This window comes from Streptomyces cadmiisoli (genome assembly GCF_003261055.1).
Classification (GTDB): domain Bacteria; phylum Actinomycetota; class Actinomycetes; order Streptomycetales; family Streptomycetaceae; genus Streptomyces; species Streptomyces cadmiisoli.
In genome coordinates, this window is record NZ_CP030073.1 from 3,300,075 (window position 1) to 3,320,492 (window position 20,418).

General features: G+C 73.8%; 19 protein-coding genes and 1 riboswitch. Of the genes, 12 read left to right on the plus strand and 7 right to left on the minus strand.

The window, feature by feature from the left end; translation table 11 throughout:
* Positions 1 to 18: 18 nt before the first annotated feature.
* The 5 genes from DN051_RS13830 to DN051_RS13850 all read right to left on the minus strand — a co-directional run bounded on the left by DN051_RS13830 (position 19) and on the right by DN051_RS13850 (position 5,414).
* Positions 19 to 1,095, minus strand: a complete 1,077-nt coding sequence (locus DN051_RS13830; protein WP_425471764.1) for a FecCD family ABC transporter permease — start codon at positions 1,093 to 1,095, stop codon at positions 19 to 21.
* A 2-nt stretch (positions 1,096 to 1,097) separates the two neighbouring features.
* Entirely contained in the window at positions 1,098 to 2,162 is a 1,065-nt protein-coding gene (locus DN051_RS13835) for an ABC transporter substrate-binding protein (RefSeq protein ID WP_112438805.1), read from the minus strand.
* A 102-nt stretch (positions 2,163 to 2,264) separates the two neighbouring features.
* Positions 2,265 to 2,783, minus strand: coding sequence for a copper chaperone PCu(A)C (locus tag DN051_RS13840; RefSeq protein WP_053757290.1), 519 nt, complete (start codon positions 2,781 to 2,783; stop codon positions 2,265 to 2,267).
* A 43-nt stretch (positions 2,784 to 2,826) separates the two neighbouring features.
* Positions 2,827 to 5,169, minus strand: a complete 2,343-nt coding sequence (locus tag DN051_RS13845) for a heavy metal translocating P-type ATPase (protein WP_112438806.1) — start codon at positions 5,167 to 5,169, stop codon at positions 2,827 to 2,829.
* A complete protein-coding gene (locus DN051_RS13850; protein ID WP_112438807.1) occupies positions 5,169 to 5,414 on the minus strand; it encodes a hypothetical protein in 246 nt (81 codons plus the stop codon). Before DN051_RS13850 ends, DN051_RS13845 begins: the two co-directional genes overlap by 1 nt.
* Before the next feature lie 337 nt (positions 5,415 to 5,751).
* Between DN051_RS13850 and DN051_RS13855 the strand changes: the two genes are divergently transcribed.
* The 8 genes from DN051_RS13855 (at position 5,752) to DN051_RS13890 (ending at position 14,642) form a co-directional block, all read left to right on the plus strand.
* Positions 5,752 to 7,560: a methylmalonyl-CoA mutase family protein gene (locus DN051_RS13855; protein WP_112438808.1), complete on the plus strand. Its 1,809-nt coding sequence runs from the start codon at positions 5,752 to 5,754 to the stop codon at positions 7,558 to 7,560.
* Positions 7,560 to 9,737, plus strand: a complete 2,178-nt coding sequence (gene scpA / locus DN051_RS13860; protein WP_112438809.1) for a methylmalonyl-CoA mutase — start codon at positions 7,560 to 7,562, stop codon at positions 9,735 to 9,737. The genes DN051_RS13855 and scpA overlap by 1 nt, the downstream gene beginning before the upstream one ends.
* The gene (meaB, locus tag DN051_RS13865) at positions 9,734 to 10,711 is read left to right on the plus strand and encodes a methylmalonyl Co-A mutase-associated GTPase MeaB (RefSeq protein WP_053757295.1); all 978 of its coding nucleotides are present in this window, start codon (positions 9,734 to 9,736) and stop codon (positions 10,709 to 10,711) included. Before scpA ends, meaB begins: the two co-directional genes overlap by 4 nt.
* Before the next feature lie 96 nt (positions 10,712 to 10,807).
* Positions 10,808 to 10,990: riboswitch (cobalamin riboswitch) on the plus strand.
* A gap of 33 nt (positions 10,991 to 11,023) precedes the next feature.
* Positions 11,024 to 11,716: an energy-coupling factor ABC transporter permease gene (locus tag DN051_RS13870; protein ID WP_053757296.1), complete on the plus strand. Its 693-nt coding sequence runs from the start codon at positions 11,024 to 11,026 to the stop codon at positions 11,714 to 11,716.
* Entirely contained in the window at positions 11,713 to 12,066 is a 354-nt protein-coding gene (locus DN051_RS13875) for an energy-coupling factor ABC transporter substrate-binding protein (protein ID WP_112438810.1), read from the plus strand. The genes DN051_RS13870 and DN051_RS13875 overlap by 4 nt, the downstream gene beginning before the upstream one ends.
* A gap of 6 nt (positions 12,067 to 12,072) precedes the next feature.
* The gene (gene cbiQ / locus DN051_RS13880; protein WP_053757298.1) at positions 12,073 to 12,822 is read left to right on the plus strand and encodes a cobalt ECF transporter T component CbiQ; all 750 of its coding nucleotides are present in this window, start codon (positions 12,073 to 12,075) and stop codon (positions 12,820 to 12,822) included.
* Complete coding sequence (locus DN051_RS13885; protein WP_112438811.1) at positions 12,819 to 13,670, plus strand: energy-coupling factor ABC transporter ATP-binding protein; 852 nt, start codon at positions 12,819 to 12,821, stop codon at positions 13,668 to 13,670. The genes cbiQ and DN051_RS13885 overlap by 4 nt, the downstream gene beginning before the upstream one ends.
* A gap of 231 nt (positions 13,671 to 13,901) precedes the next feature.
* Complete coding sequence (locus tag DN051_RS13890; protein WP_053757300.1) at positions 13,902 to 14,642, plus strand: DUF4142 domain-containing protein; 741 nt, start codon at positions 13,902 to 13,904, stop codon at positions 14,640 to 14,642.
* A gap of 76 nt (positions 14,643 to 14,718) precedes the next feature.
* Here the strand turns inward: DN051_RS13890 and ku are convergent, their stop codons facing one another.
* Positions 14,719 to 15,738 (minus strand): non-homologous end joining protein Ku, encoded by a 1,020-nt coding sequence (gene ku / locus DN051_RS13895; protein WP_484420466.1) that lies wholly within the window; start codon positions 15,736 to 15,738, stop codon positions 14,719 to 14,721.
* A 51-nt stretch (positions 15,739 to 15,789) separates the two neighbouring features.
* On the opposite strand from ku, the gene ligD reads away from it, so the two are divergent.
* Positions 15,790 to 16,671, plus strand: a complete 882-nt coding sequence (gene ligD / locus DN051_RS13900; protein ID WP_112438813.1) for a non-homologous end-joining DNA ligase — start codon at positions 15,790 to 15,792, stop codon at positions 16,669 to 16,671.
* Positions 16,672 to 16,805: 134 nt separating this feature from the next.
* Here the strand turns inward: ligD and DN051_RS13905 are convergent, their stop codons facing one another.
* Positions 16,806 to 17,612: a nuclease-related domain-containing protein gene (locus tag DN051_RS13905; protein WP_053757303.1), complete on the minus strand. Its 807-nt coding sequence runs from the start codon at positions 17,610 to 17,612 to the stop codon at positions 16,806 to 16,808.
* Positions 17,613 to 17,724: 112 nt separating this feature from the next.
* Here DN051_RS13905 and DN051_RS13910 point away from each other — a divergent pair, with 112 nt between their 5' ends.
* The 3 genes from DN051_RS13910 (at position 17,725) to DN051_RS13920 (ending at position 20,333) form a co-directional block, all read left to right on the plus strand.
* Positions 17,725 to 18,231 (plus strand): protein-tyrosine phosphatase family protein, encoded by a 507-nt coding sequence (locus DN051_RS13910; protein WP_053757304.1) that lies wholly within the window; start codon positions 17,725 to 17,727, stop codon positions 18,229 to 18,231.
* A 102-nt stretch (positions 18,232 to 18,333) separates the two neighbouring features.
* Positions 18,334 to 19,059, plus strand: coding sequence for a hypothetical protein (locus tag DN051_RS13915; RefSeq protein ID WP_053757305.1), 726 nt, complete (start codon positions 18,334 to 18,336; stop codon positions 19,057 to 19,059).
* Positions 19,056 to 20,333 carry a sensor histidine kinase gene (locus DN051_RS13920; RefSeq protein WP_112438814.1) on the plus strand — a complete coding sequence of 426 codons (1,278 nt, stop codon included), beginning with the start codon at positions 19,056 to 19,058 and terminating at the stop codon, positions 20,331 to 20,333. The genes DN051_RS13915 and DN051_RS13920 overlap by 4 nt, the downstream gene beginning before the upstream one ends.
* Positions 20,334 to 20,418 lie beyond the last annotated feature (85 nt).

The following is a 20,418-nucleotide window of genomic DNA, read 5'->3' on the forward strand; positions in this document are numbered from 1 at the left end:
CCGGCGTCCCGGACGCCGTCAACTTGCGCTCCCCAGCCGCCGGTCGAGCAGATACAGCAGGGCCGGGGCCCCGATCAGCGAGGTGACGACACCGACCGGCAGTTCCTGGGTGTCCATGGCGGTACGGCACACGATGTCGACGACGACCATCAGCAGCGCCCCGAACAGCGCGGAGATCGGCAGCAGCCGGCGGTGGTCGCCGCCGACGACCAGCCGGCACACGTGCGGGACCATCAGGGCGACGAAGGCGATGGCCCCGGACACCGCCACGAGGACACCGGTCAGCAGGCTGGTCACGGTGAACAGTTCGCGGCGCAGCCGGACGACGTCGACGCCGAGGCCGGCGGCCGTCTCGTCGCCCATCAGCAGGGCGTTGAGGCCGCGGGCGCGGGCCTGGAGCAGCAGTGCGGCCGCCGGCACGGCAACGGCGGGTACGGCGAGCAGCGGCCAGTTGGCGCCGCCGAGGCTGCCCATGAGCCAGAACAGGACGCTGTGCGTCTGCTGCTCGTCACCGGCCTGGAGGACGAGGTAGCTGGTGAATCCGGACAGGAACTGGCCGATCGCCACCCCGGCCAGGACCAGCCGCAGCGGGGCGAAGCCGCCGCCGCGCCGGGCCACCGTCCACACCAGGGCGAAGGTGGCCAGCGCGCCCACGAAGGCCGCGCCGGACAGGCCGAGGCCGAGCGCGCCGCCCGCCCCGAGCCCGAGGACGATCGCCCCGACCGCGCCGAGCGAGGCGCCGTTGGAGATGCCGAGCAGGTAGGGGTCGGCGAGCGGGTTGCGCACCAGGGCCTGCACCGCCGTACCGACGAGGCCGAGGCCCGCGCCGACGAGGGCCGCCAGCACGGCGCGCGGGACGCGCAGTTGCCAGACGATCAGGTCGTCGGTGCCGGGCCGGGGCGGTTCGCCGGAGAGCCGCCGCCACACCACGCCCCACACCTCGCCGGGCGGGATGGAGGTCGATCCCCAGGCCACCGCGGCGGTGAGCGCGAGCAGCAGTGCCGCGGCGAGGACCGCCGCCAGCGGCGCGGCGGGCACGACGCGCGGCCGGCTGTCCGTCCGCGGGCTCTTGCGGGCCGGCAGGGTGACGCTCACGATCAGTCGACCTTGCCCGGGTAGAGCTTGCGGGCGATCTCCTGGACGGTGTCCGCGTTGGTGACACCGGCGATGGTGGTCCGCTCGGAGCCGATACGCAGGAAGTTGCCGTCCTCGACGGCTCGCAGGCCCTTGGTGGCGGGGTTGCTCTCCAGCCACTTCCGGGCCTCGTCGAAGGCCTTGTCGTTGGCGGCGTCGCTGCCCCGGTTGCGTACGCCGAGCTGGATCCAGTCGGGGTTCTCGGCGATCACGTCCTCCCAGCCGACCTGCTGGAAGTCGGCGTCGCAGTCCGCGAAGGCGTTGCGGGCCCCGGCCAGGGTGATGACCGCGTTGGCGATCTGGCGGTTGCAGACGACGACGGGCTGCTTGGTGCCGGCGTCGTAGTCGAAGAAGAAGTACGTGGGCCGCTCGCCCTCGGGGGTGGAGCCGACCGCCCGCTGGACGGCGGCCACCTTCCGCTTCATGCCGTCGACGAGTTCCTTCGCCCTGCCGGAGGTGCCGGTGACCGCGCCGAGGGAGGTGATGTCCTCCTGGACGGCGGTCAGGTCGGTCACCGGGCTGTCGTCGCCGGCGGCGCAGGCGGTGGACTTCAGGTAGACCCGCTTGATGCCGGCCGCCTTGAACTCCTCGTCGGTGGGCACGTCCGCCGTCCCGCCCATGTCCATCGCCCCGAAGGTGTCGAGGAAGACGTCGGCGCCGGAGCCGAGGAGTTTCTCCTTCGGGATCACGTACCGGCTCATCACCTCGACCCGCTGGGCCTGGGCGTCCAGCTCCGCGGGGAGGGTCCCCTTGCCCGGCGGGAAGCCCGTGCCGATCACCTTGTCGCCGGCGCCCAGCCGGAGCAGCAGTTCCAGGCTGGAGGCATTGCTGGTGACGATCTTCCCGGGCGCCTCGGAGAAGCTGGTCTCGGCGCCCGAGCAGTCGGTGACGGTCACCGGGTAGCCGCCGGCCACCGAGTCCCCGGCGGGTGCGCCGCCGGCCGAGTCACCGTCCCCGCCGCCGCAGCCCGTCGCCAGCAGTCCGCCGAGCACCACGGCCGTCGTACCCCACCACGCGCGAGAACGCATCGCACCTCTCCAGGTTCCACTCGGTACACGGGCGGACGGACGCCACCCGCTCCAGATGTCGGACCGGACTCCCCTGCGGTTCCCGGTGGTTGACGCGCGCGGTCACTGCGGACCGTCGCCGGGCAGGACCACCACCGCCTGCGTCCTGATCGGTCCGCTGTTCTCGAAGTAGAGGGTGAACCGCACCAGGTCGCCGGTGCGCCAGCCGGCCTTCGCGCGCACGGTGATGTCGAGGCCGAACGGGGACATGGGCAGGCTGCCTCCGGCCGGGACGGTCACAGAGTCCACGGTCTCGGGGTACGCCGCCGAGCCGTCGGTCATCCGGTGCGTGCTGAGCGTGGGCTCGCCCAGGGAGCCGGTGGACGTCACCCGGGTCAGCCGGTCGTCCATGCCGCCGGTGTTGTCTATCCGGAAGAAGGCCGCGGTGTCGCCGCTCTCGCTGGACGGCAGGAACACCCGTCCCTGGCTGACCTCGATGCTCGCTCCCTCGCCGGCGTTGCCGACCAGGGTCCAGGCGGCCAGCGCGCCCAGTGCGATCCCGCAGGCGGCGACCGGCGCGAGGGCGGCCCGCAGGCTCTCGGTGAGGCGCTTTCCGCTGGGCCGCCAGGATGTCTCGGTCATGCCTCACCACTCCGGCGCGGCATCGTGGACGGCTGACGCGCGGTCATCGGTCACTGCTCCCGGCAGGAGAGGGGACGGGCGAGGGCCGGTTGCCCGGGGTCGGGCCGGTGGCGGCCGGCCGACGGCCCCGGGCGGGCGACGGCTGCCAGGCGCGCAGGCGCAGGCTGTTGCCGACGACCAGGACGGAGCTGGCGGACATCGCCGCCGCGGCCAGCATCGGGTTGAGCAGGCCGACCATGGCGAGCGGCACGGTGACGGCGTTGTAGCCGAAGGCCCACATCAGGTTGGCGTGGATGGTGGACAGGGTGCGGCGGGCGAGCAGGACGGCATCGGCGAGCGCCTCGATGTCGCCGCGGACCAGCGTCACGTTGGCGGCGCCGATCGCCGCGTCGGTGCCGCTGCCCATGGCGATGCCGAGGTCGGCCCCGGCGAGCGCCGCGGCGTCGTTGACGCCGTCGCCGACGACCGCGACCCGGCGGCCCGACTCCCGCAGCTCCTTGACCAGGCCGGCCTTGTCCTCGGGGGTGCAGCGCGTGTGCACCTCCTCGATGCCGAGCGCGTCGGCGACGGCCCTGGCCGGTGCCTCGCGGTCGCCGGTGGCAAGCACCGGTTCGACGCCGAGGCGGCGCAGCCGGTCCACGGTCCGGTAGCTGCCGGAGCGCAGGACGTCCCCGACCTCGATCAGCGCCAGCGTCTCGCCGTCGACGCGGACCAGGACGGGGGTGCGGGCGGCGGACTCCGCCGCGGCGAGGGCGTCCGCGAGTGCCGCGGGCAGTTCGTCGTCCGGTGCCACGACCTCGACGACCCGTCCCTCGACCCGGCCGCGCACGCCCCGGCCGGCCGTGGCGGTGAAGTCGGCCGGCTCGGGCAGCGGGCTCCCCGGGCTCTCGCGTTTGGCGTACCCGACGATCGCGCGGCCCAGCGGATGCTCGGAGCCCTGTTCGACGGCCGCGGCGAGCCGCAGCACCTCGTCCCGGCCGGGGCCGTCCGGCACGGCCGTGACCCGGGCGACCGTCATGTGCCCGGTGGTCAGGGTGCCGGTCTTGTCGAGGACGACGGTGTCGATGTGTTCGAGGCCCTCCAGGGACTGCGGGCCCCGTACCAGGACGCCGAGCTGGGCGCCGCGGCCGGTGGCGGCCATCAGCGCGGTCGGGGTCGCCAGGCCCAGGGCGCAGGGGCAGGCCACGACCAGGACGGCCACGCACGCGGTGACCGCGGCCTGCGGGTCGGCGCCGGCCCCGAGCCAGTAGCCGAGCACGGTCACGGCGAGCGCGAGGACGACCGGCACGAACACGCCGGCCACCGAGTCGGCCAGCCGCTGCGCCTTGGCCTTCCCGGCCTGGGCCTCGGTCACCAGCCGGGTGATGCGGGCGAGCTGGGTGTCGGCACCGACGGCGGTGGCCCGCACCAGCAGCAGACCGCCCGCGTTGACGGCCCCGCCGACCACCGGGGAGCCGGAGCCGACCTCGACCGGCTCGCTCTCTCCGGTGACCAGGGACAAGTCGACGGCGGAACTACCCTTCACCACCTGTCCGTCGGTGGCCACCCGTTCACCGGGGCGTACGACGAACACCTGCCCGACGGTCAGCTCCTCGATGGCGACGAGCCGTTCCGAGCCGTCGTCGCCGCGGACGGCGACCTCCTTGGCGGCGAGTCCGGCCAGCGACCGCAGGGCGGCTCCGGTGCCGTGCCGGGCCCGCGCCTCCAGGAAGCGCCCGGCCAGCACGAACAGGGGGACGGCGACGGCCGCTTCGAGGTAGACGTGGGCGACGCCGTCGGAGGCGGAGGGCAGCAGGCTGAACGGCATCCGCATGCCGGGTTCGCCGGCGCCGCCGAGGAACAGCGCGTACACCGACCAGGAAAAAGACGCCACGACGCCGAGCGAGACGAGGGTGTCCATGGTCGCCGTCGAGTGCCGCAGTCCGCGCAGCGCGCGGAGGTGGAACGGCCACGCGCTCCACACCGCGACCGGGGCGGCCAGCGCGAAGCACAGCCACTGCCAGTTGCGGAACTGCCAGGCGGGCACCATGGACAGGGCCAGTACCGGCACCGCGAGCAGGGCGGTGATCAGCACCCGGTCCCGCTCCCGGCGTACGCCCTCGGCGTCCGGGTCGGCCTCCGGGTCGGTCTCCTCCGGCCGGCGGGCCTTCGGCGGTTCGGGCAGTGCCGCGGTGTACCCGGCCTGTTCGACCGTCGCGACGAGTTGCGCGGGGCTGACCTCCGGCGGGTGGCTGACCCGGGCGCTGCCGGTGGCCAGGTTGACCGCGGCGGTCACGCCCTCCAGCTTCGCCAGCTTCTTCTCGACCCGTCGCACACAGGCCGCGCAGGTCATGCCGCCGACGGTGAGGTCGGTGGTGAGCAGCGGGGGTGCCGGTTCCGTGGCCATCAGTGGTCGCCCATTCCCGGCATCTCGTCGGAGTCGGTGCCCGCGCCCGGTTCGTCCTCGACGCCGGTGCCCGGTCCGGCGGGCCGCATGTCGGGGGCGACCGGTCCGAGGGCGGATCCGACGCCGTACGACGCCGCGAACACGAGGGCGAGGAGCAGGAGGAAACCGGTCAGCGCGGGTGGCGGCGCCAGTCTGCGCAGCGCCTGGGCACCCGTGCCTCGGGAGGTTTTCCGTAACCGCTCCATCAGTGCCCTCCTGACCTGTACCGGTTACAGGAGTCGGACCTGATGAGGGGTGGGTTCCCGGGCCGCCGTGTGGCCTGCGTCACACAGACGGGCGGATGGGTCGGAACGGGCGCGCGGCCCCGCCGGACCGCCCCGGACGGCCGCCCCGCGCCGACCGCCGCTCCGGCGGGCGCGGACCGGAGAACCGCCGCGTTCCCCCTGGTCGGAGCGGTGTATGGCCGGGGTCACACCAGGGGGTAGTACGTCCTCCACATGGCCTACAAGGGCGGCCCGGGGAGGGCAAGGTCACAGCGAGGTCCACTGCTGACGGCCTGGCTCCTGGCCTAGCATCCGAGCCATGACGGTCCTGCCCGACGACGGGCTCTCCCTGGCCGCCGAGTTCTCCGACGCGACCCGTGAACAGTGGCAGCGCCTCGTCGCGGGCGTCCTGCTGAAGTCGGGCAGGCAAGTCGAGGGTGCTGCGGCCGAGGACGCCCTGTCCACCACGCTTGAGGACGGACTGCGGATCCGCCCGCTGTACACCGGCCACGACACCGCACCCGAGCCCGGACTGCCCGGTTTCGCGCCCTTCGTGCGCGGCGGCCGCCCGGAGGGGAGCACGGCCGGCGGCTGGGACGTACGGCAGCGGCACACGGTCCCCGACCCGTCCGCGGTGCTCACCGACCTGGAGAACGGCGTCACGTCGCTGTGGCTGGTCGTCGGCGAGGGCGGTATCCCCGTCGAGTCGCTCGGCCGGGTCCTGGAGGGCGTGTACCTCGATCTGGCGCCGGTCGCCCTGGACGCCGGAGCCGATGTCGAGTCCGCCGCGCGGGAGTTGCTGCGGCTGTACGCGGAGCGCGGCGTCGACACGCGGGCGGTGCGCGGCGGCCTGGGCGCCGACCCGCTGGGCCACGAGGCCCGCACCGGCCGGGCGGCGGACTTCGCGCCCGCGACCCGGCTGGCCCTGCGGTGCGCCGAGGAGTACCCGGGACTGCGGGCGCTGACCGTGGACGCGTTGCCGTACCACGAGGCGGGCGGCTCGGCCGCGCAGGAGCTCGGCTGCTCGCTGGCGACCGGTGTCGCCTGGCTGCGGGAGCTGACCTCGGCGGGCATGGGCGTCGCGCAGGCCTGCGCCCAGCTGGAGTTCCGTTACGCGGCCACCGCCGACCAGTTCCTGACGATCGCCAAGCTGCGGGCCGCGCGCCGGCTGTGGGCGCGGGTGGCCGAGGTCTCGGGGGCCGCCGAGGCGGGGGCGCAGCGTCAGCACGCGGTGACCTCGCCGGTGATGATGACCCGCCGCGACCCGTGGGTGAACATGCTGCGCACGACCGTGGCGGCGCTCGCCGCCGGGGCGGGCGGCGCCGACGCCGTCACCGTGCTGCCCTTCGACCACGCGCTCGGTCTGCCGGACGCGTTCGCGCGGCGCATCGCCCGCAACACCTCCACGATCCTCATCGAGGAGTCCCACCTGACCCGGGTGATCGACCCGGCGGGCGGCTCCTGGTACGTGGAACGGCTCACCGACGAACTGGCCCGCGCGGGCTGGGAGTTCTTCCAGGGCATCGAGCGTTCGGGAGGCCTCGCCGCCGCCCTGCGCTCGGGCCGGCTCGGCGACGACCTCGCGCGCACCTGGCAGAAGCGCAGCGCAAAGCTGGCCGGACGGCGTGAACCGATCACCGGTGTCAGCGAGTTCCCGCACCTCGCCGAACGGCCGGTGGAGCGCGCGCCGGCGCCGCGCGGCCCGTCCGGCGGGCTGCCGCGGGTGCGGCGCGACGAGGCGTTCGAGGCGCTGCGGGCCCGCTCCGACGCCCACCTCACGGCGACCGGCCGCCGGCCGCGGATCTTCCTGGCCGCGCTCGGCCCCGCCGCCGCCCACACCGCGCGCCTCGCCTTCGCCTCGAACCTGTTCCAGGCCGGCGGCATCGAGCCGGTCACCGAGGGCGGGTTCGAGGACAGCGGCGCGACCGAGGCGTGTCTGTGCTCCAGCGACACGGTGTACGCGGAGCGGGCCGCCGACGCCGCCCGGGACCTCAGGGCCGCGGGCGCCCGCCGGGTGTTCCTGGCCGGCCGCCCCGGTGAGTACGACGGTGTCGACGACCACGTCTTCGCCGGCTGCGACGCCGTCGCCGTGCTGACCGCCACCCTCGACCGCATGGGAGTGTCCTGATGGGCGAGATCCCCGACTTCACCGGTATCGAGCTGGGGACCCCGGCCGCCGGGGGCGGCGCCGACGAGTGGCGCTCGGCCCTGAAGAAGGCCACCGGCGGGGACGACCTGCTCTGGGAGACCCCGGAGGGCATCACCGTCAAGCCGCTGTACACGGGGCAGGACCTGGAGGGCCTGGACTTCCTGGGGACCTACCCGGGCATCGCCCCGTACCTGCGCGGCCCGTACCCGACGATGTACGTCAACCAGCCCTGGACGATCCGCCAGTACGCGGGTTTCTCCACCGCGGAGGAGTCCAACGCCTTCTACCGGCGCAATCTGGCGGCCGGCCAGAAGGGCCTGTCCGTCGCCTTCGACCTGCCCACGCACCGCGGCTACGACAGCGACCACCCGCGCGTGACCGGTGACGTCGGCATGGCGGGCGTGGCGATCGACTCGATCTACGACATGCGCCAGCTGTTCGACGGCATCCCGCTGGACCGGATGACGGTGTCGATGACGATGAACGGCGCCGTGCTGCCCGTGCTCGCGCTGTACATCGTGGCGGCCGAGGAGCAGGGTGTGCCGCCGGAGAAGCTGGCGGGGACCATCCAGAACGACATCCTCAAGGAGTTCATGGTCCGCAACACCTACATCTATCCGCCGAAGCCGTCGATGCGGATCATCTCCGACATCTTCGCCTTCACCTCGCAGCGGATGCCGCGCTACAACTCCATCTCCATCTCCGGCTACCACATCCAGGAGGCGGGCGCGACGGCCGACCTGGAGCTGGCGTACACCCTCGCGGACGGTGTGGAGTACATCCGGGCGGGCCGCGAGGCCGGACTGGACGTGGACGCGTTCGCGCCGCGGCTGTCCTTCTTCTGGGCGATCGGCATGAACTTCTTCATGGAGATCGCCAAGCTGCGGGCGGCCCGGCTGCTGTGGGCCAAGCTGGTCGGACAGTTCGAGCCGAAGAACGCCAAGTCGCTGTCCCTGCGCACCCATTCGCAGACCTCGGGCTGGTCGCTGACGGCGCAGGACGTGTTCAACAACGTCACGCGCACGTGTGTGGAGGCGATGGCGGCCACCCAGGGCCACACCCAGTCGCTGCACACCAACGCCCTCGACGAGGCGCTCGCCCTGCCCACCGACTTCTCCGCCCGAATCGCGCGCAACACCCAGCTGCTCATCCAGCAGGAGTCGGGCACCACACGGGTGATCGACCCGTGGGGCGGCAGCGCCTACGTGGAGAAGCTGACGTACGACCTCGCCCGGCGCGCCTGGCAGCACATCCAGGAGGTGGAGCAGGCGGGCGGCATGGCGCAGGCCATCGACGCCGGCATCCCCAAGCTGCGGGTGGAGGAGGCGGCGGCACGGACGCAGGCCCGGATCGACTCCGGGCGCCAGCCCGTGATCGGCATGAACAAGTACCGGGTGGACAGCGACGAGCAGATCGAGGTCCTGAAGGTCGACAACTCCTCGGTGCGCGCCCAGCAGATCGACAAGCTGCGGCGGCTGCGCGCGGAGCGCGACGAGACCGCCTGCCGGGACGCGCTGGACGCGCTGACCCGGGCCGCGGGCGGCGACGGCAACCTGCTGGAGCTGGCGGTGCACGCGGCGCGCGCGAAGGCGACGGTGGGCGAGATCTCCGACGCCCTGGAGAAGGTGTACGGCCGGCACGCGAGCCAGATCCGTACGATCTCCGGTGTGTACCGCAACGAAGCCGGCGAGTCCCCCGCGGTGGACCGCACCCGCACCCTGGTCGACTCCTTCGAGGAGGCCGAGGGCCGCCGCCCGCGCATCCTGGTCGCCAAGATGGGCCAGGACGGTCACGACCGCGGCCAGAAGGTGATCGCCACGGCCTTCGCCGACCTCGGCTTCGACGTGGACGTCGGCCCGCTGTTCCAGACGCCCGCCGAGGTCGCCCGGCAGGCGGTGGAGGCGGACGTGCACATCGTCGGCGTCTCCTCGCTGGCCGCCGGTCACCTCACCCTCGTCCCCGCGCTGCGGGAGGAACTGGCGGCGGAGGGCCGCGAGGACATCGTGGTCGTCGTCGGCGGCGTGATTCCGCCGCAGGACGTGCCGACCCTGCTGGAGATGGGCGCGGTGGCCGTGTTCGGGCCGGGGACGGTGATCCCGGACGCGGCACACGACCTGGTGCGGCGGCTGGCGGCCGGCCTCGGACACGAGCTGTGATCGGTCTCGACGCGTATGTGAAGGGTGTGCTGGACGGGAAGCGGGCGACGGTGGCCCGGGCCATCACCCTCGTCGAGTCCACCCGGCCCCAGCACCGGGCGCTGGCCCAGGAGTTGCTGACCGAGCTGCTGCCGCACAGCGGCCGGGCCCGGCGGATCGGTGTCAGCGGTGTGCCGGGGGTGGGCAAGTCGACCTTCATCGACGCGTTCGGCACCCTGCTCACCTCGCTCGGCCACCGGGTCGCCGTCCTCGCCGTCGACCCCTCGTCGAGCCGTACGGGCGGCTCCATCCTGGGCGACAAGACCCGGATGGAGCGGCTGGCCGTGGACCCGGCGGCGTTCATCCGCCCCTCGCCCACCGCCGGCACGCTCGGCGGCGTCGCCAAGGCCACCCGCGAGTCGATCGTGGTGATGGAGGCGGCCGGGTACGACGTCGTGCTGGTGGAGACGGTCGGCGTCGGCCAGTCGGAGACCGCCGTCGCGAACATGGTCGACTCCTTCCTGCTGCTCACCCTGGCCCGCACCGGCGACCAGCTCCAGGGCATCAAGAAGGGCGTCCTGGAACTCGCCGACGTGATCGCCGTGAACAAGGCCGACGGGCCGCACGAGCGCGACGCGCGCGCCGCGGCCCGGGAGTTGTCCGGCGCCCTGCGCCTCATGCACGGCCGGGACGCCGCCTGGACCCCGCCCGTGCTGCACTGCAGCGCTCGTGAGTCGACCGGCCTGGACGCCGTGTGGGAACGGCTGGAGCAGCACCGCACGCTGCTGGAGTCCACGGGCCGGCTCGCCGCCAAGCGGCGCGACCAGCAGGTCGACTGGACCTGGTCGATGGTCCGCGACGAGCTGCTGGGCCGGCTGCACGCGGACCCGGCGGTGCGGGCGCTCGCGCCGGAACTCGAACAGCGGGTCAGGGACGGGGAGTTGACCGCGACCCTGGCGGCCGAACGCATTCTGGGGGCGTTCGGCGGGACCTGAGCGTCCCCCGTGGGACGGCGCGACGGCCGGGACGCGAGCGGGCGGGCACCGTCCGCACGCCGCCCGGGGCGCGCTTGTCCCGTCCCGGGATGAGCACTACTGTCACCACGCCTTGGTGCACGGGAAATCCGGTGTGAAACCGGTGCGGCCCTCGCCACTGTGATCGGGAAGTCCGGCTCCGGCCCTCAGGGGCAGCCACTGGGTCCTCGGACCCGGGAAGGCGGAGACCGGGCGGTGTCACCCGTCAGCCAGGAGACCGGCCAAGGCGCGTCGTACACCATCCACGAGGTGCTGGAGAGGGTCTGCTGAGCCATGCACATAGCCGAGGGTTTTCTTCCTCCGGCGCACGCGGTCGCCTGGAGCGTCGCGTCGGCGCCGTTCGTCGTCCACGGAGTCCGGTCACTCACCCGTGAGGTCAAGGAGCACCCCGAGAGCACACTGCTCCTCGGTGCCTCCGGGGCCTTCACGTTCGTCCTGTCCGCGCTGAAACTGCCGTCCGTGACCGGGAGCTGCTCGCATCCCACCGGCACCGGGCTGGGCGCGATCCTGTTCCGGCCGCCGGTCATGGCGGTGCTGGGCACCATCACCCTGCTGTTCCAGGCGCTGCTGCTCGCGCACGGCGGCCTGACCACGCTCGGCGCCAACGTCTTCTCGATGGCGATCGTCGGGCCGTGGGCCGGGTACGGGATGTACCGGCTGCTGCGGCGGTACGACGTGCCGCTGATGGTCGCGGTGTTCTTCGGAGCGTTCGTCGCCGACCTGTCCACGTACTGCGTCACCAGCGTGCAGCTGGCGCTCGCCTTCCCCGACCCGGGCAGCGGATTCCTGGGCGCACTCGGCAAGTTCGGCACCATCTTCGCCGTCACCCAGATCCCGCTCGCGGTCAGCGAGGGCCTGCTCACGGTGCTCGTGATGCGGCTGCTGGTGCAGTCGAGCAGCGGTGAGCTGACCCGGCTCGGCGTCCTGGTCACCCGGAAGGCCGGCACCGAGGCGGTGGCCCGGTGAACCGGAACACGAAGATCAACGCCCTGCTGCTGCTCGTGGTGGCCGCGCTCGCGGTGCTGCCGCTGGCCCTCGGCCTCGGCGACCACAAGGAGGAGCCGTTCACCGGCGCCGACGCCCAGGCGGAGACGGCGATCACCGAACTCGAACCGGACTACGAACCCTGGTTCACGCCCTTGTACGAACCGCCGTCCGGCGAGATCGAGTCGGCGCTGTTCGCCCTACAGGCGGCCATCGGCGCGGGCGTGCTCGCCTACTACTTCGGTCTGCGCCGGGGACGCCGCCAGGGCGAGCTGCGGACCCGCGCGGACGCCGGGGAGCGGGACGCGCGGACGCCGGCCGAGGGGTCCTGATCGCGCGTGCTGCCGATCGACGCGGCGGCGCACAGCAGTCGCTGGCGCCGCCGCCATCCCGTCGACAAGGCGGTGCTCGGACTGGGACTCACGGCGCTGGCGATCTCGCTGCCGCCCTGGCCGGGCGCCGCCCTGGTACTCGTGACGGCTCTGGTGGTGCTGCTCGGTCCGGCGGGGGTGCCCCCGCGCCGGCTGTGGCGCGCCTACCGGGTGCCGCTGGGCTTCTGCGTGACCGGAGCGGCCACTCTGCTGGTGCAGGTCGGCGGGCCGGGCGGGTTCGTCGGCCCGGCCGAGGGGGGTCCGGTGCGCGCCGGGGAGCTGCTGCTGCGCACCTCGGCCGCCTCGCTGGGCGTGCTGCTGTTCGCGTTCACCACGCCGATGTCCGATCTGCTGCCGCGGCTGGTACGGGCGGGCGTGCCCGCGCCCGTCGTCGACGTGGCACTGGTGACGTACCGCATGAGCTTTCTGCTGCTGGACGCGGTACGGCGGATCCGGGAGGCGCAGGCGGCCCGGCTCGGGCACACCACCCGCGCCGCCACCTGGCGGTCCCTGGCCGGGCTGGGCGCGACCGCGTTCGTGCGCGCCTTCGACCGGGCGGCCCGGCTCCAGGCGGGGCTCGCCGGGCGCGGCTACGACGGCACCCTGCGCGTGCTGGTGCCCGAGGCCCGTGTCTCCGTCCGCTTCGCGGCGGCCAGTGTGTCGCTGCTGGCCGCGCTGGTCGCCCTCACCCTCGTATTGGAAAGGCCCCTGTCATGAGCGATTCCGCGCTCGTCGCCCTGCGGGGCGTGTCCTTCGCCTACGCGGACGGGCCCGTCGTGCTCGACGGTCTGGACTTCGCGGTGTCCGAGGGACGTGCGCTCGCCCTGCTCGGGCGCAACGGCAGCGGCAAGACGACACTGATGCGGCTGCTCAGCGGTGGACTGCGGCCGCGCGCCGGGCAGCTGACGGTGGAGGGCCGGCCGGTCTCGTACGACCGCCGGGGGCTGACCCGGCTGCGGACGACGGTGCAGTTGGTGGTGCAGGACCCGGACGACCAGCTGTTCGCCGCGTCCGTCGCCCAGGACGTGTCCTTCGGGCCGCTGAACCTCGGCCTGCCCGAACCGGAGGTGCGCTCCCGCGTCGCCGAGGCACTCGATGCGCTGGACATCACCCGGCTCGCCGACCGGCCCACGCACCTGCTCTCCTACGGGCAGCGCAAACGGACCGCCATCGCCGGTGCCGTCGCCATGCGGCCGCGGGTGCTGATCCTCGACGAGCCGACCGCGGGCCTCGACCCCGACGGCCAGGAACGGCTGCTCGCGACCCTGGGCGGGCTCATCGAACGCGGTACGACCGTGGTGATGGCCACCCATGACGTGGATCTCGCGCTGCGCTGGGCGGACGACGCGGCGCTGCTCACCCCGTCCGGTGCGCGCACCGGTCCCGCGCCCGCGACCCTGGCCCGCGCGGACCTCCTGCAACAGGCGGGACTGCGGCTGCCGTGGGGGGTGGCGGCGGCGGAACTGCTGCGCGCCCAGAAGCTGTTGGACGCGTCGGCGCCCGGTCCGCGCACGGCCGAGGAGCTGGCCGCCCTCACGGCGTCCCGCACCGGCGCCCGGGACTGAGACCGCGGCGCGCACCACGGTCCGGCCCGCACCACGGTCGGGCCCGACCGCACCCCTCCCTCAACAGGCGGGCCCGACCGCACGCCCCACACACACAACCGGCAGGTGCGGCCGGGTTTCCTGTGACGCACGCCATAACCCGTCCGGGCAGATTTTGCCCGGCGTGATGATTGCCGGACGCCTTTGATCCGTATCCCTTGACGTCCGGAGCCGTTCGCCGCTGGAGGCAGAATGCGCATATCGCGCAGCATGGTAGGAACCGTCTTCGTGGGCGGCGCACTCACCCTGACGCTCGCCGCCCTCGCCTATCCCGCCATGCTCGGGATCGAGAAGACGTCGAGCTCGCAGGACCGCATCATCGCCAACACGCCGTACGGACCGCTCACCGAGGCCGACCGGGACTTCGTCGTGAAGGTGCGGGCGGCCGGGCTGTGGGAGCACCCGCTCGGGCTGCTGGCGATGAAGCGCGGGACCACGCCGGAGATGAAGGAGGCCGGCGAGCACCTGGTGGTGGGGCACGCCCGGCTCGACGCGACCTGCCGCAAGATCGCCCCCGAACTGGGCATCACCCTGCCGAACCAGGCGTCGCCGCAGCAGGAGCAGTTCGTGGCGAGCGTGGACGCGGAGCAGGGCAAGCAGTTCGACACCACCGCGGCGAACATCATGCGCATCACGCACGGGCAGATCTTCCCGGTCGTCGCCAAGATCCGTGCCAGCACGAAGAACACGCTGGTCCGGGCCCTGGCGGACCAGGCCAACGACACCGTGCTGGACCACATCACGGTGCTGGAGAAGACCGAGATGGTCAACTTCGACCAGGTGAACCTCGTGCAGACCAGCCCGCCGAAGCTGCCCAAGGAGCAGCTGACGCCGCCTCCGCCGCAGCCCGGAGCGCCGGTCCTGGTCCTGCCCGAACCTCCCGGTCTGGACGTCAACACCTCGACCCCGTCGCCCAGTCCGACGGTGCGCTGACCCGTCCCGGCACGCGGCACGTCCGGGGCGTGCCCGGCGGCCGGGGAAGGGGACGGGGCGGGGGCGGGCCGATCGGTCAGGCCGACCGTTTGCGGGTGGCGGTCTTCTTGGCCGCCGTCTTCTTCGCGGCGGTCTTGGCCGCCGACGTCTTCTTCGCCGCCTGCGCCGACTTGGCGGTCGACTTGTGCGCCGCGGCCGTGCTCTTGCCGGCGGTCGTCTTCTTCGCGGTGGACTTCTTCCCGGCGGGCTGCTTGGGCGTGCCCCGGCCGCTCTTGCGCTCCGGCAGCCGCCGGACCTCGGCCTCCTCGGCCGGCCGCTCGCCGCGGGACTCCTTCGCCGCCCGGACGCTGCTCTCCAGGGCGGCCATGAGGTCGAGGACCTTGCCACCCTTGGCCGGTTCGGGCGCCTCGGGGAGTGCCTCTCCGGCGGCCTTCGCGGCGACGACCTCCTCCACCGCCTCGCGGTACTCGTCGTGCAGGTCCGCGAGGTCGACCTCGCCGAGGGTGTCCATGAGGGCGTCCGCGAGGTCGAGTTCCTTGTCGCGGACGGTGACGTCGGCGTCCGGGGCGACACCCTCGGGGGCCCTGACCTCGTCCGGCCACAGCAGCCCGTGCATGGCGATGGCGTCGCCGACCACCCGCAGCATGCCGAGCCGCTCCCGGCCGCGCAGCGCGAACTTGGCGATGGCGACCTTGTTGCTGCGCTTCAGCGCCTCGCGCAGCAGTGTGTACGGCTTGGCGGCCGGGGCACCGCTCGCCGCGAGGTAGTACGCCGCGTCCATCTGGAGCGGGTCGATCCGGTCGCTCGGCACGAAGGCCACGATCTCGATCGTCCGCGCGGTCGGGATGGGCAGCTGGGCCAGGTCCTCGTCGGAGATCGGGATGATCGTCCCGTCCGCGTCCTGGTACCCCTTGCCGATCTCCGCGCCGCTGACCTCGCGGTCCTCCAGCTCGCAGAACTTGCGGTAGCGGATCCGCCCGCCGTCCTCCGTGTGGATCTGGCGGAAGGAGATCGAATGGCTCTCGGTGGCGTTCACCAGCTTGATCGGGATGCTGACGAGGCCGAACGAGATGGCTCCGTTCCATATGGATCGCACATTCAGCACCTTTCGCGGCAGAATCAGCTGGTTTCATGTGATTCTCATCGTATGACGCCGATCACAGAGGTGGAGGGACGGCGGGTCCCGCTCAGCAATCTGGACAAGGTGCTGCACCCGGCGACCGGGTTCACCAAGGGCGAGCTGCTGCACTACTACGCGACCACCGCCGACGTGCTGCTGCCCCATCTGCGCGATCGGCCGGTGTCCTTCCTGCGCTACCCGGACGGACCCGAGGGCCAGCGGTTCTTCACGAAGAAGGTGCCGCCGGGTACGCCCGAGTGGGTCACCACCGCGCAGGTGCCCCGTTCGGAGGGACCGGGGCGGATGGTGCTCGTGCAGGACCTGCCGAGCCTGATGTGGGCGGCGAACCTGGTCGCCGAGTTCCACACGCACCAGTGGGTGGTCCAGCGGCCCGAGGTGGCCGACCGGCTGGTCCTCGACCTGGACCCGGGGGCGCCCGCGAGCGTCGTGCAGTGCTGCGAGGTCGCGCTGTGGCTGCGGGAGCGGCTGGCGGCGGACGGCGTCGAGGCGTACGCCAAGACGTCCGGGTCGAAGGGGCTGCACCTGCTCGCCGGGGTCCGTCCGACGCCCTCGGACCTGGTGGCGGACTACGCCAAGCGGCTCGCCGTGGAGGCGGAGAAGGCGCTGCCCCGGCTGGTCGTGCACCGGATGACCAAGAGCCTGCGGCCGGGCAAGGTGTTCGTCGACTGGAGCCAGAACGCCGCGCGCAAGACGACGGCGGCCCCCTACACGCTGCGGGCGCGGACCGAGCCGACCGTGTCGGCACCGGTGACCTGGGACGAGGTGGAGGCGTGCCCGGACGACGCCGCGCTGACCTTCCTGGCCTGCGACATCGGCTCACGCGTGCGCGACCACGGCGACGTGCTGGCCCCGCTGCTGGACCCCGCCCGGTCCGCCCCGCTGCCCTGACCCGCGCCGAGCAGCCGCACGCCGCCCGCCCGGGTGCCCTCACCCCCACCGCGCAGCCGCACGCCGCCCGCCCGGGTGCCCTCACCCCCACCGCGCAGCCGCACGCCGCCCGCCCGACGCCGCCGGTGCGGCGCTCAGACCCGCGCCCAGGTGTTCCGGTCCCGCGCCATCGCGTGCAGGGCCTCCACGTCCGCCGGTTTCAGCACGCCCCCGAGCCGTGTCAGACCCGGCAGGTCCGTCTCCGCCAGGACGCGGACCTCGCGGACGGCCCCGTCGAGCGCGACCCGGGCCGGGCCGACCAGCACCAGCACGGGCCGGACCTCGGCCGTCAGGGCGTACGAGGCGCGGCCGGCGTCCGCGCGGATCCGGCGCAGCAGCGGCACCGCGGGCCGCCGCCCCGCCGTGACCACGGGGTCGGCGACCACGACCCGCAGCTTGCGGACGGGCAGCGCGTGGACGGCGAACAGTCCCCCGGGCCCGATCGCCAGATGGTGGATGCGGTCGCCGCCGGGCAGCGCGATGGAGTGCAGGGCGTGCCAGCCCGCGCCGTCCAGCCGGTCCAGCGCCTCCCCCACCGTCCGCTCCGCGTCCAGTGCCGCGCGCCGGGGGTCGGTGCGCAGCCGGGGCAGCGCCCCGCCCGGATCGCGGTCCAGCGCGATCAGCAGGGCCTCGCCGGGGCGGTTGGGCGCCAGGTCGTCGTCCGGGTGGAGGGAGAGCCGGGCCAGCTCGGCCGGGGTGGGGACCGGCGGCGGACCCACGGTGACCGGGCCGGTCAGAAACGGGTGCAGGGCCTCCAGGACGTCGTCTCTGCGGTCCTCGCCGAGCAGATTGACCCGGGCGGCCTCACGGTCGTACCAGGCGATGTTCCTGCCGTCCGCCAGACGGACGTACAGCCGTTCCCGGCCGTGCCGCCGGGTCGGCACGACGCGCAGTGCGCTCATGCGTCATCACCCCCTCGACCATGGGAACAGGCGGGGTGCTCCAGGGGCAAGAAGCCGGTTACCGTTGAGAGGAGTTGGGCAGACCCTCGGGGCAGCCGTTGGGGAGGCGCCGTTGCGTACCCGCAGGAAGCAACCCGACGTACCGGCTCCGGACCAGCCGTGGGACGAGATCGTGCCCGGTCTGTGGATGGGCGGACACGAGTTCACGGGCCGGTCCGGTCAGGTCGAGTTCGCCGTCGTCGGAGACGAGTTCGATCTCGTCCAGAGCCTGCTGCGGCTGCCGGGCCACGGCCCGGACCCGGGTGTCGAGCACCAGGTGTGGCCCATTCCCGACGGGCCGCTGGACGGCACACAGCTCGCGGGCGTCATCCGGCTGGCCGAGGCCGCGTGCGACGCGATGGACCAGGGCCGCCGGGTCCTGGTGCGCTGCTACCACGGGTACAACCGCTCGGGGCTGGTGATCGCCCACGCCCTGGTCCGCGGGGGTGCCTCCACCGAGACCGCGATCCGGCTGATCCGTGCCCGCCGCTCGCCGTGGGCCCTGCACAACGACCTGTTCGTGGAGTATCTGCGGGCGGGGCTGCCGACCGTGCGCCTGCTGGAGGAGCTGGCCGAGTAGCGGCCGGCCGCGGGCGAACCGGGCGGGTGGCCGAAACGGACCGCGCCGCGCATAGGGTGGAGGCGGCCCCGCCCGTCGACCACCGTGAACCACAGGAGCCCAGTGCCCCTCCGCCTCCCCTCGCCCGTCCGCGTCCTGGCGTGCGCCGCGGTCGCCCTGGTGTCGGTGACCGCGACGGCCTGCGGCGACGCCGGCGGGCTGCGGAGCGCGGGGCCGACCCCGACGGCGGTCGGCCCGGCACGGCTGTGGCCCGACCTGCCGCCGGCGTCCAGCCCCGCCTACGAGATCGGCGAGGTGGACACCCACGTCGTCAAGGGCGTCGGCGTCCCCGGCGGCGACATCCGCGCGGTGGACCCGGTGGCGGTCGTCCGCGCGGAGATCACCGCGAACCCGGACGACTACGCGGGGAGCCGGGCGCGGTACCGGGACACGGCCCGCCGGATGGACGACTGCGGCGCGGCCGGGAGCCGGGGCTGCCCGGTCCTCCGGCCGTACTACCGGGATCTGACCGGTGACGGGCGGGACGACCTGACGCTGGGTTTCCGGCTGCTGCCCGGCGAGCTGACCGGCGTCCGCGTCTACACCGTCCACCGGCACCGGCTCCAGCAGGTCATGGCGTACGACGACGCCCTGAGCGGGGTCGAGATCGCCGGGCGGTCGGTGATCCTGCGCGCGCCGTCCGAGGTCACCGGGTACGAGTACCGCCTCCAGTGGACCTGGGACCGCGACCAGCGCGCGATGCTGCTCACCCACGACGAGATGCTGCGCACCTCGGGCCGCGAGAAGCCCGGACGGCCGTCGGCCACGCCCTCGGCGAGCGCGCGGTGAGGGCGGCGCTGCCCCGCTGGGCGGGCCCGCTCGCGGTGCAGGCCGCCGTCTTCATCACGGTGATGTGCTGCGCGCTGACCGCGCTGCTCGGTGTCCTCGTACATGTCTCGGTGACCAACCAGACCATCGGCGAGGCCCGCGACCTGGCGCTGTCCCGGCTGACGGAGGCGACCGCGGCCTACGAGGCCGGGGACCCGCTCACGCCGGGCGCGGACCTCGACCCGGCCGGGCTGCCCGCGCCGTTGCGCGAGCTCGCCGCGGCGGGCGGACGCGGCACGATGGTCGGCGACCACGACGGGCGCCCCACGATGTGGGCGGCGGGTCCCGCCGACCGCGGCCGGACCCTCGCGGTGGCGGTCGACCACTCCCAGCAGGCCCGCACGATCCGGGGCCTGGACCGGGCGATCGTCTGGTCGTCGGCGCTGGCCATCGGCGCGACGCTGCTGGTGGGGGCGTTCGCGGTGACCCGGGTGACCCGGCGGCTGCACGCGACGGCCCGGGTGGCCCGGCGGATCAGCGCGGGCGACCTGGACGCCCGGGTGAACGACGTCCTCACCCGCGATCCGAGCCGGCCGCAGGACGAGGTGGCCGCGGTGGCCGCCGCGCTGGACTCCATGGCCGCCTCGCTCCAGGGCAAGCTGCTCGCCGAGCAGCGGTTCACCGCGGACGTGGCGCACGAACTGCGCACCCCGCTGACCGGTCTGCACGCGGCGGCCGAGCTGCTGCCGCCGGGCCGTCCGACCGAGCTGGTGCTGGACCGGGTGGCCGCGCTGCGCACCCTGACCGAGGACCTGCTGGAGATCTCGCGGCTGGACACCGGGCGGGAGCGGCTGGACGTGGCCGACGAGGAGCTGGGCGCGCTGGCGGCCCGGGTGGTGCGGGCGTCCGGGACCGGCACCCGGGTGGAGGTCGTACGGGACGCGCGCGCGGAGACCGACCGGCGGCGGCTGGAGCGGGTGCTGGGCAATCTGGTCGCGAACGCCCACAAGCACGGCCGCCCGCCGGTGGTGCTGGCGGTCGACGGATCCGTGGTGACGGTGCGGGACCACGGGGACGGCTATCCGGAGTACCTCCTGGCGCACGGGCCGCAGCGGTTCCGCACCGAGGCGGGCGCGAAGGGGCACGGGCTGGGCCTGACGATCGCCCTCGGGCAGGCGGAGGTGCTGGGCGCGCGCCTGGAGTTCGCGAACGCCCCGGACGGCGGGGCGGTGGCGGTTCTGACGCTGCCTCGGACGGCGCCGGACGGGGACACGCCGCCGGACGAACCGGTCTGAGGCGACCGCTCAGCCGGTGCTCCCGGCCCGGTCCGCGCCACCCTGGTGACCGCTCGTACCGGGAACACCCGAGAACAACCCTCGC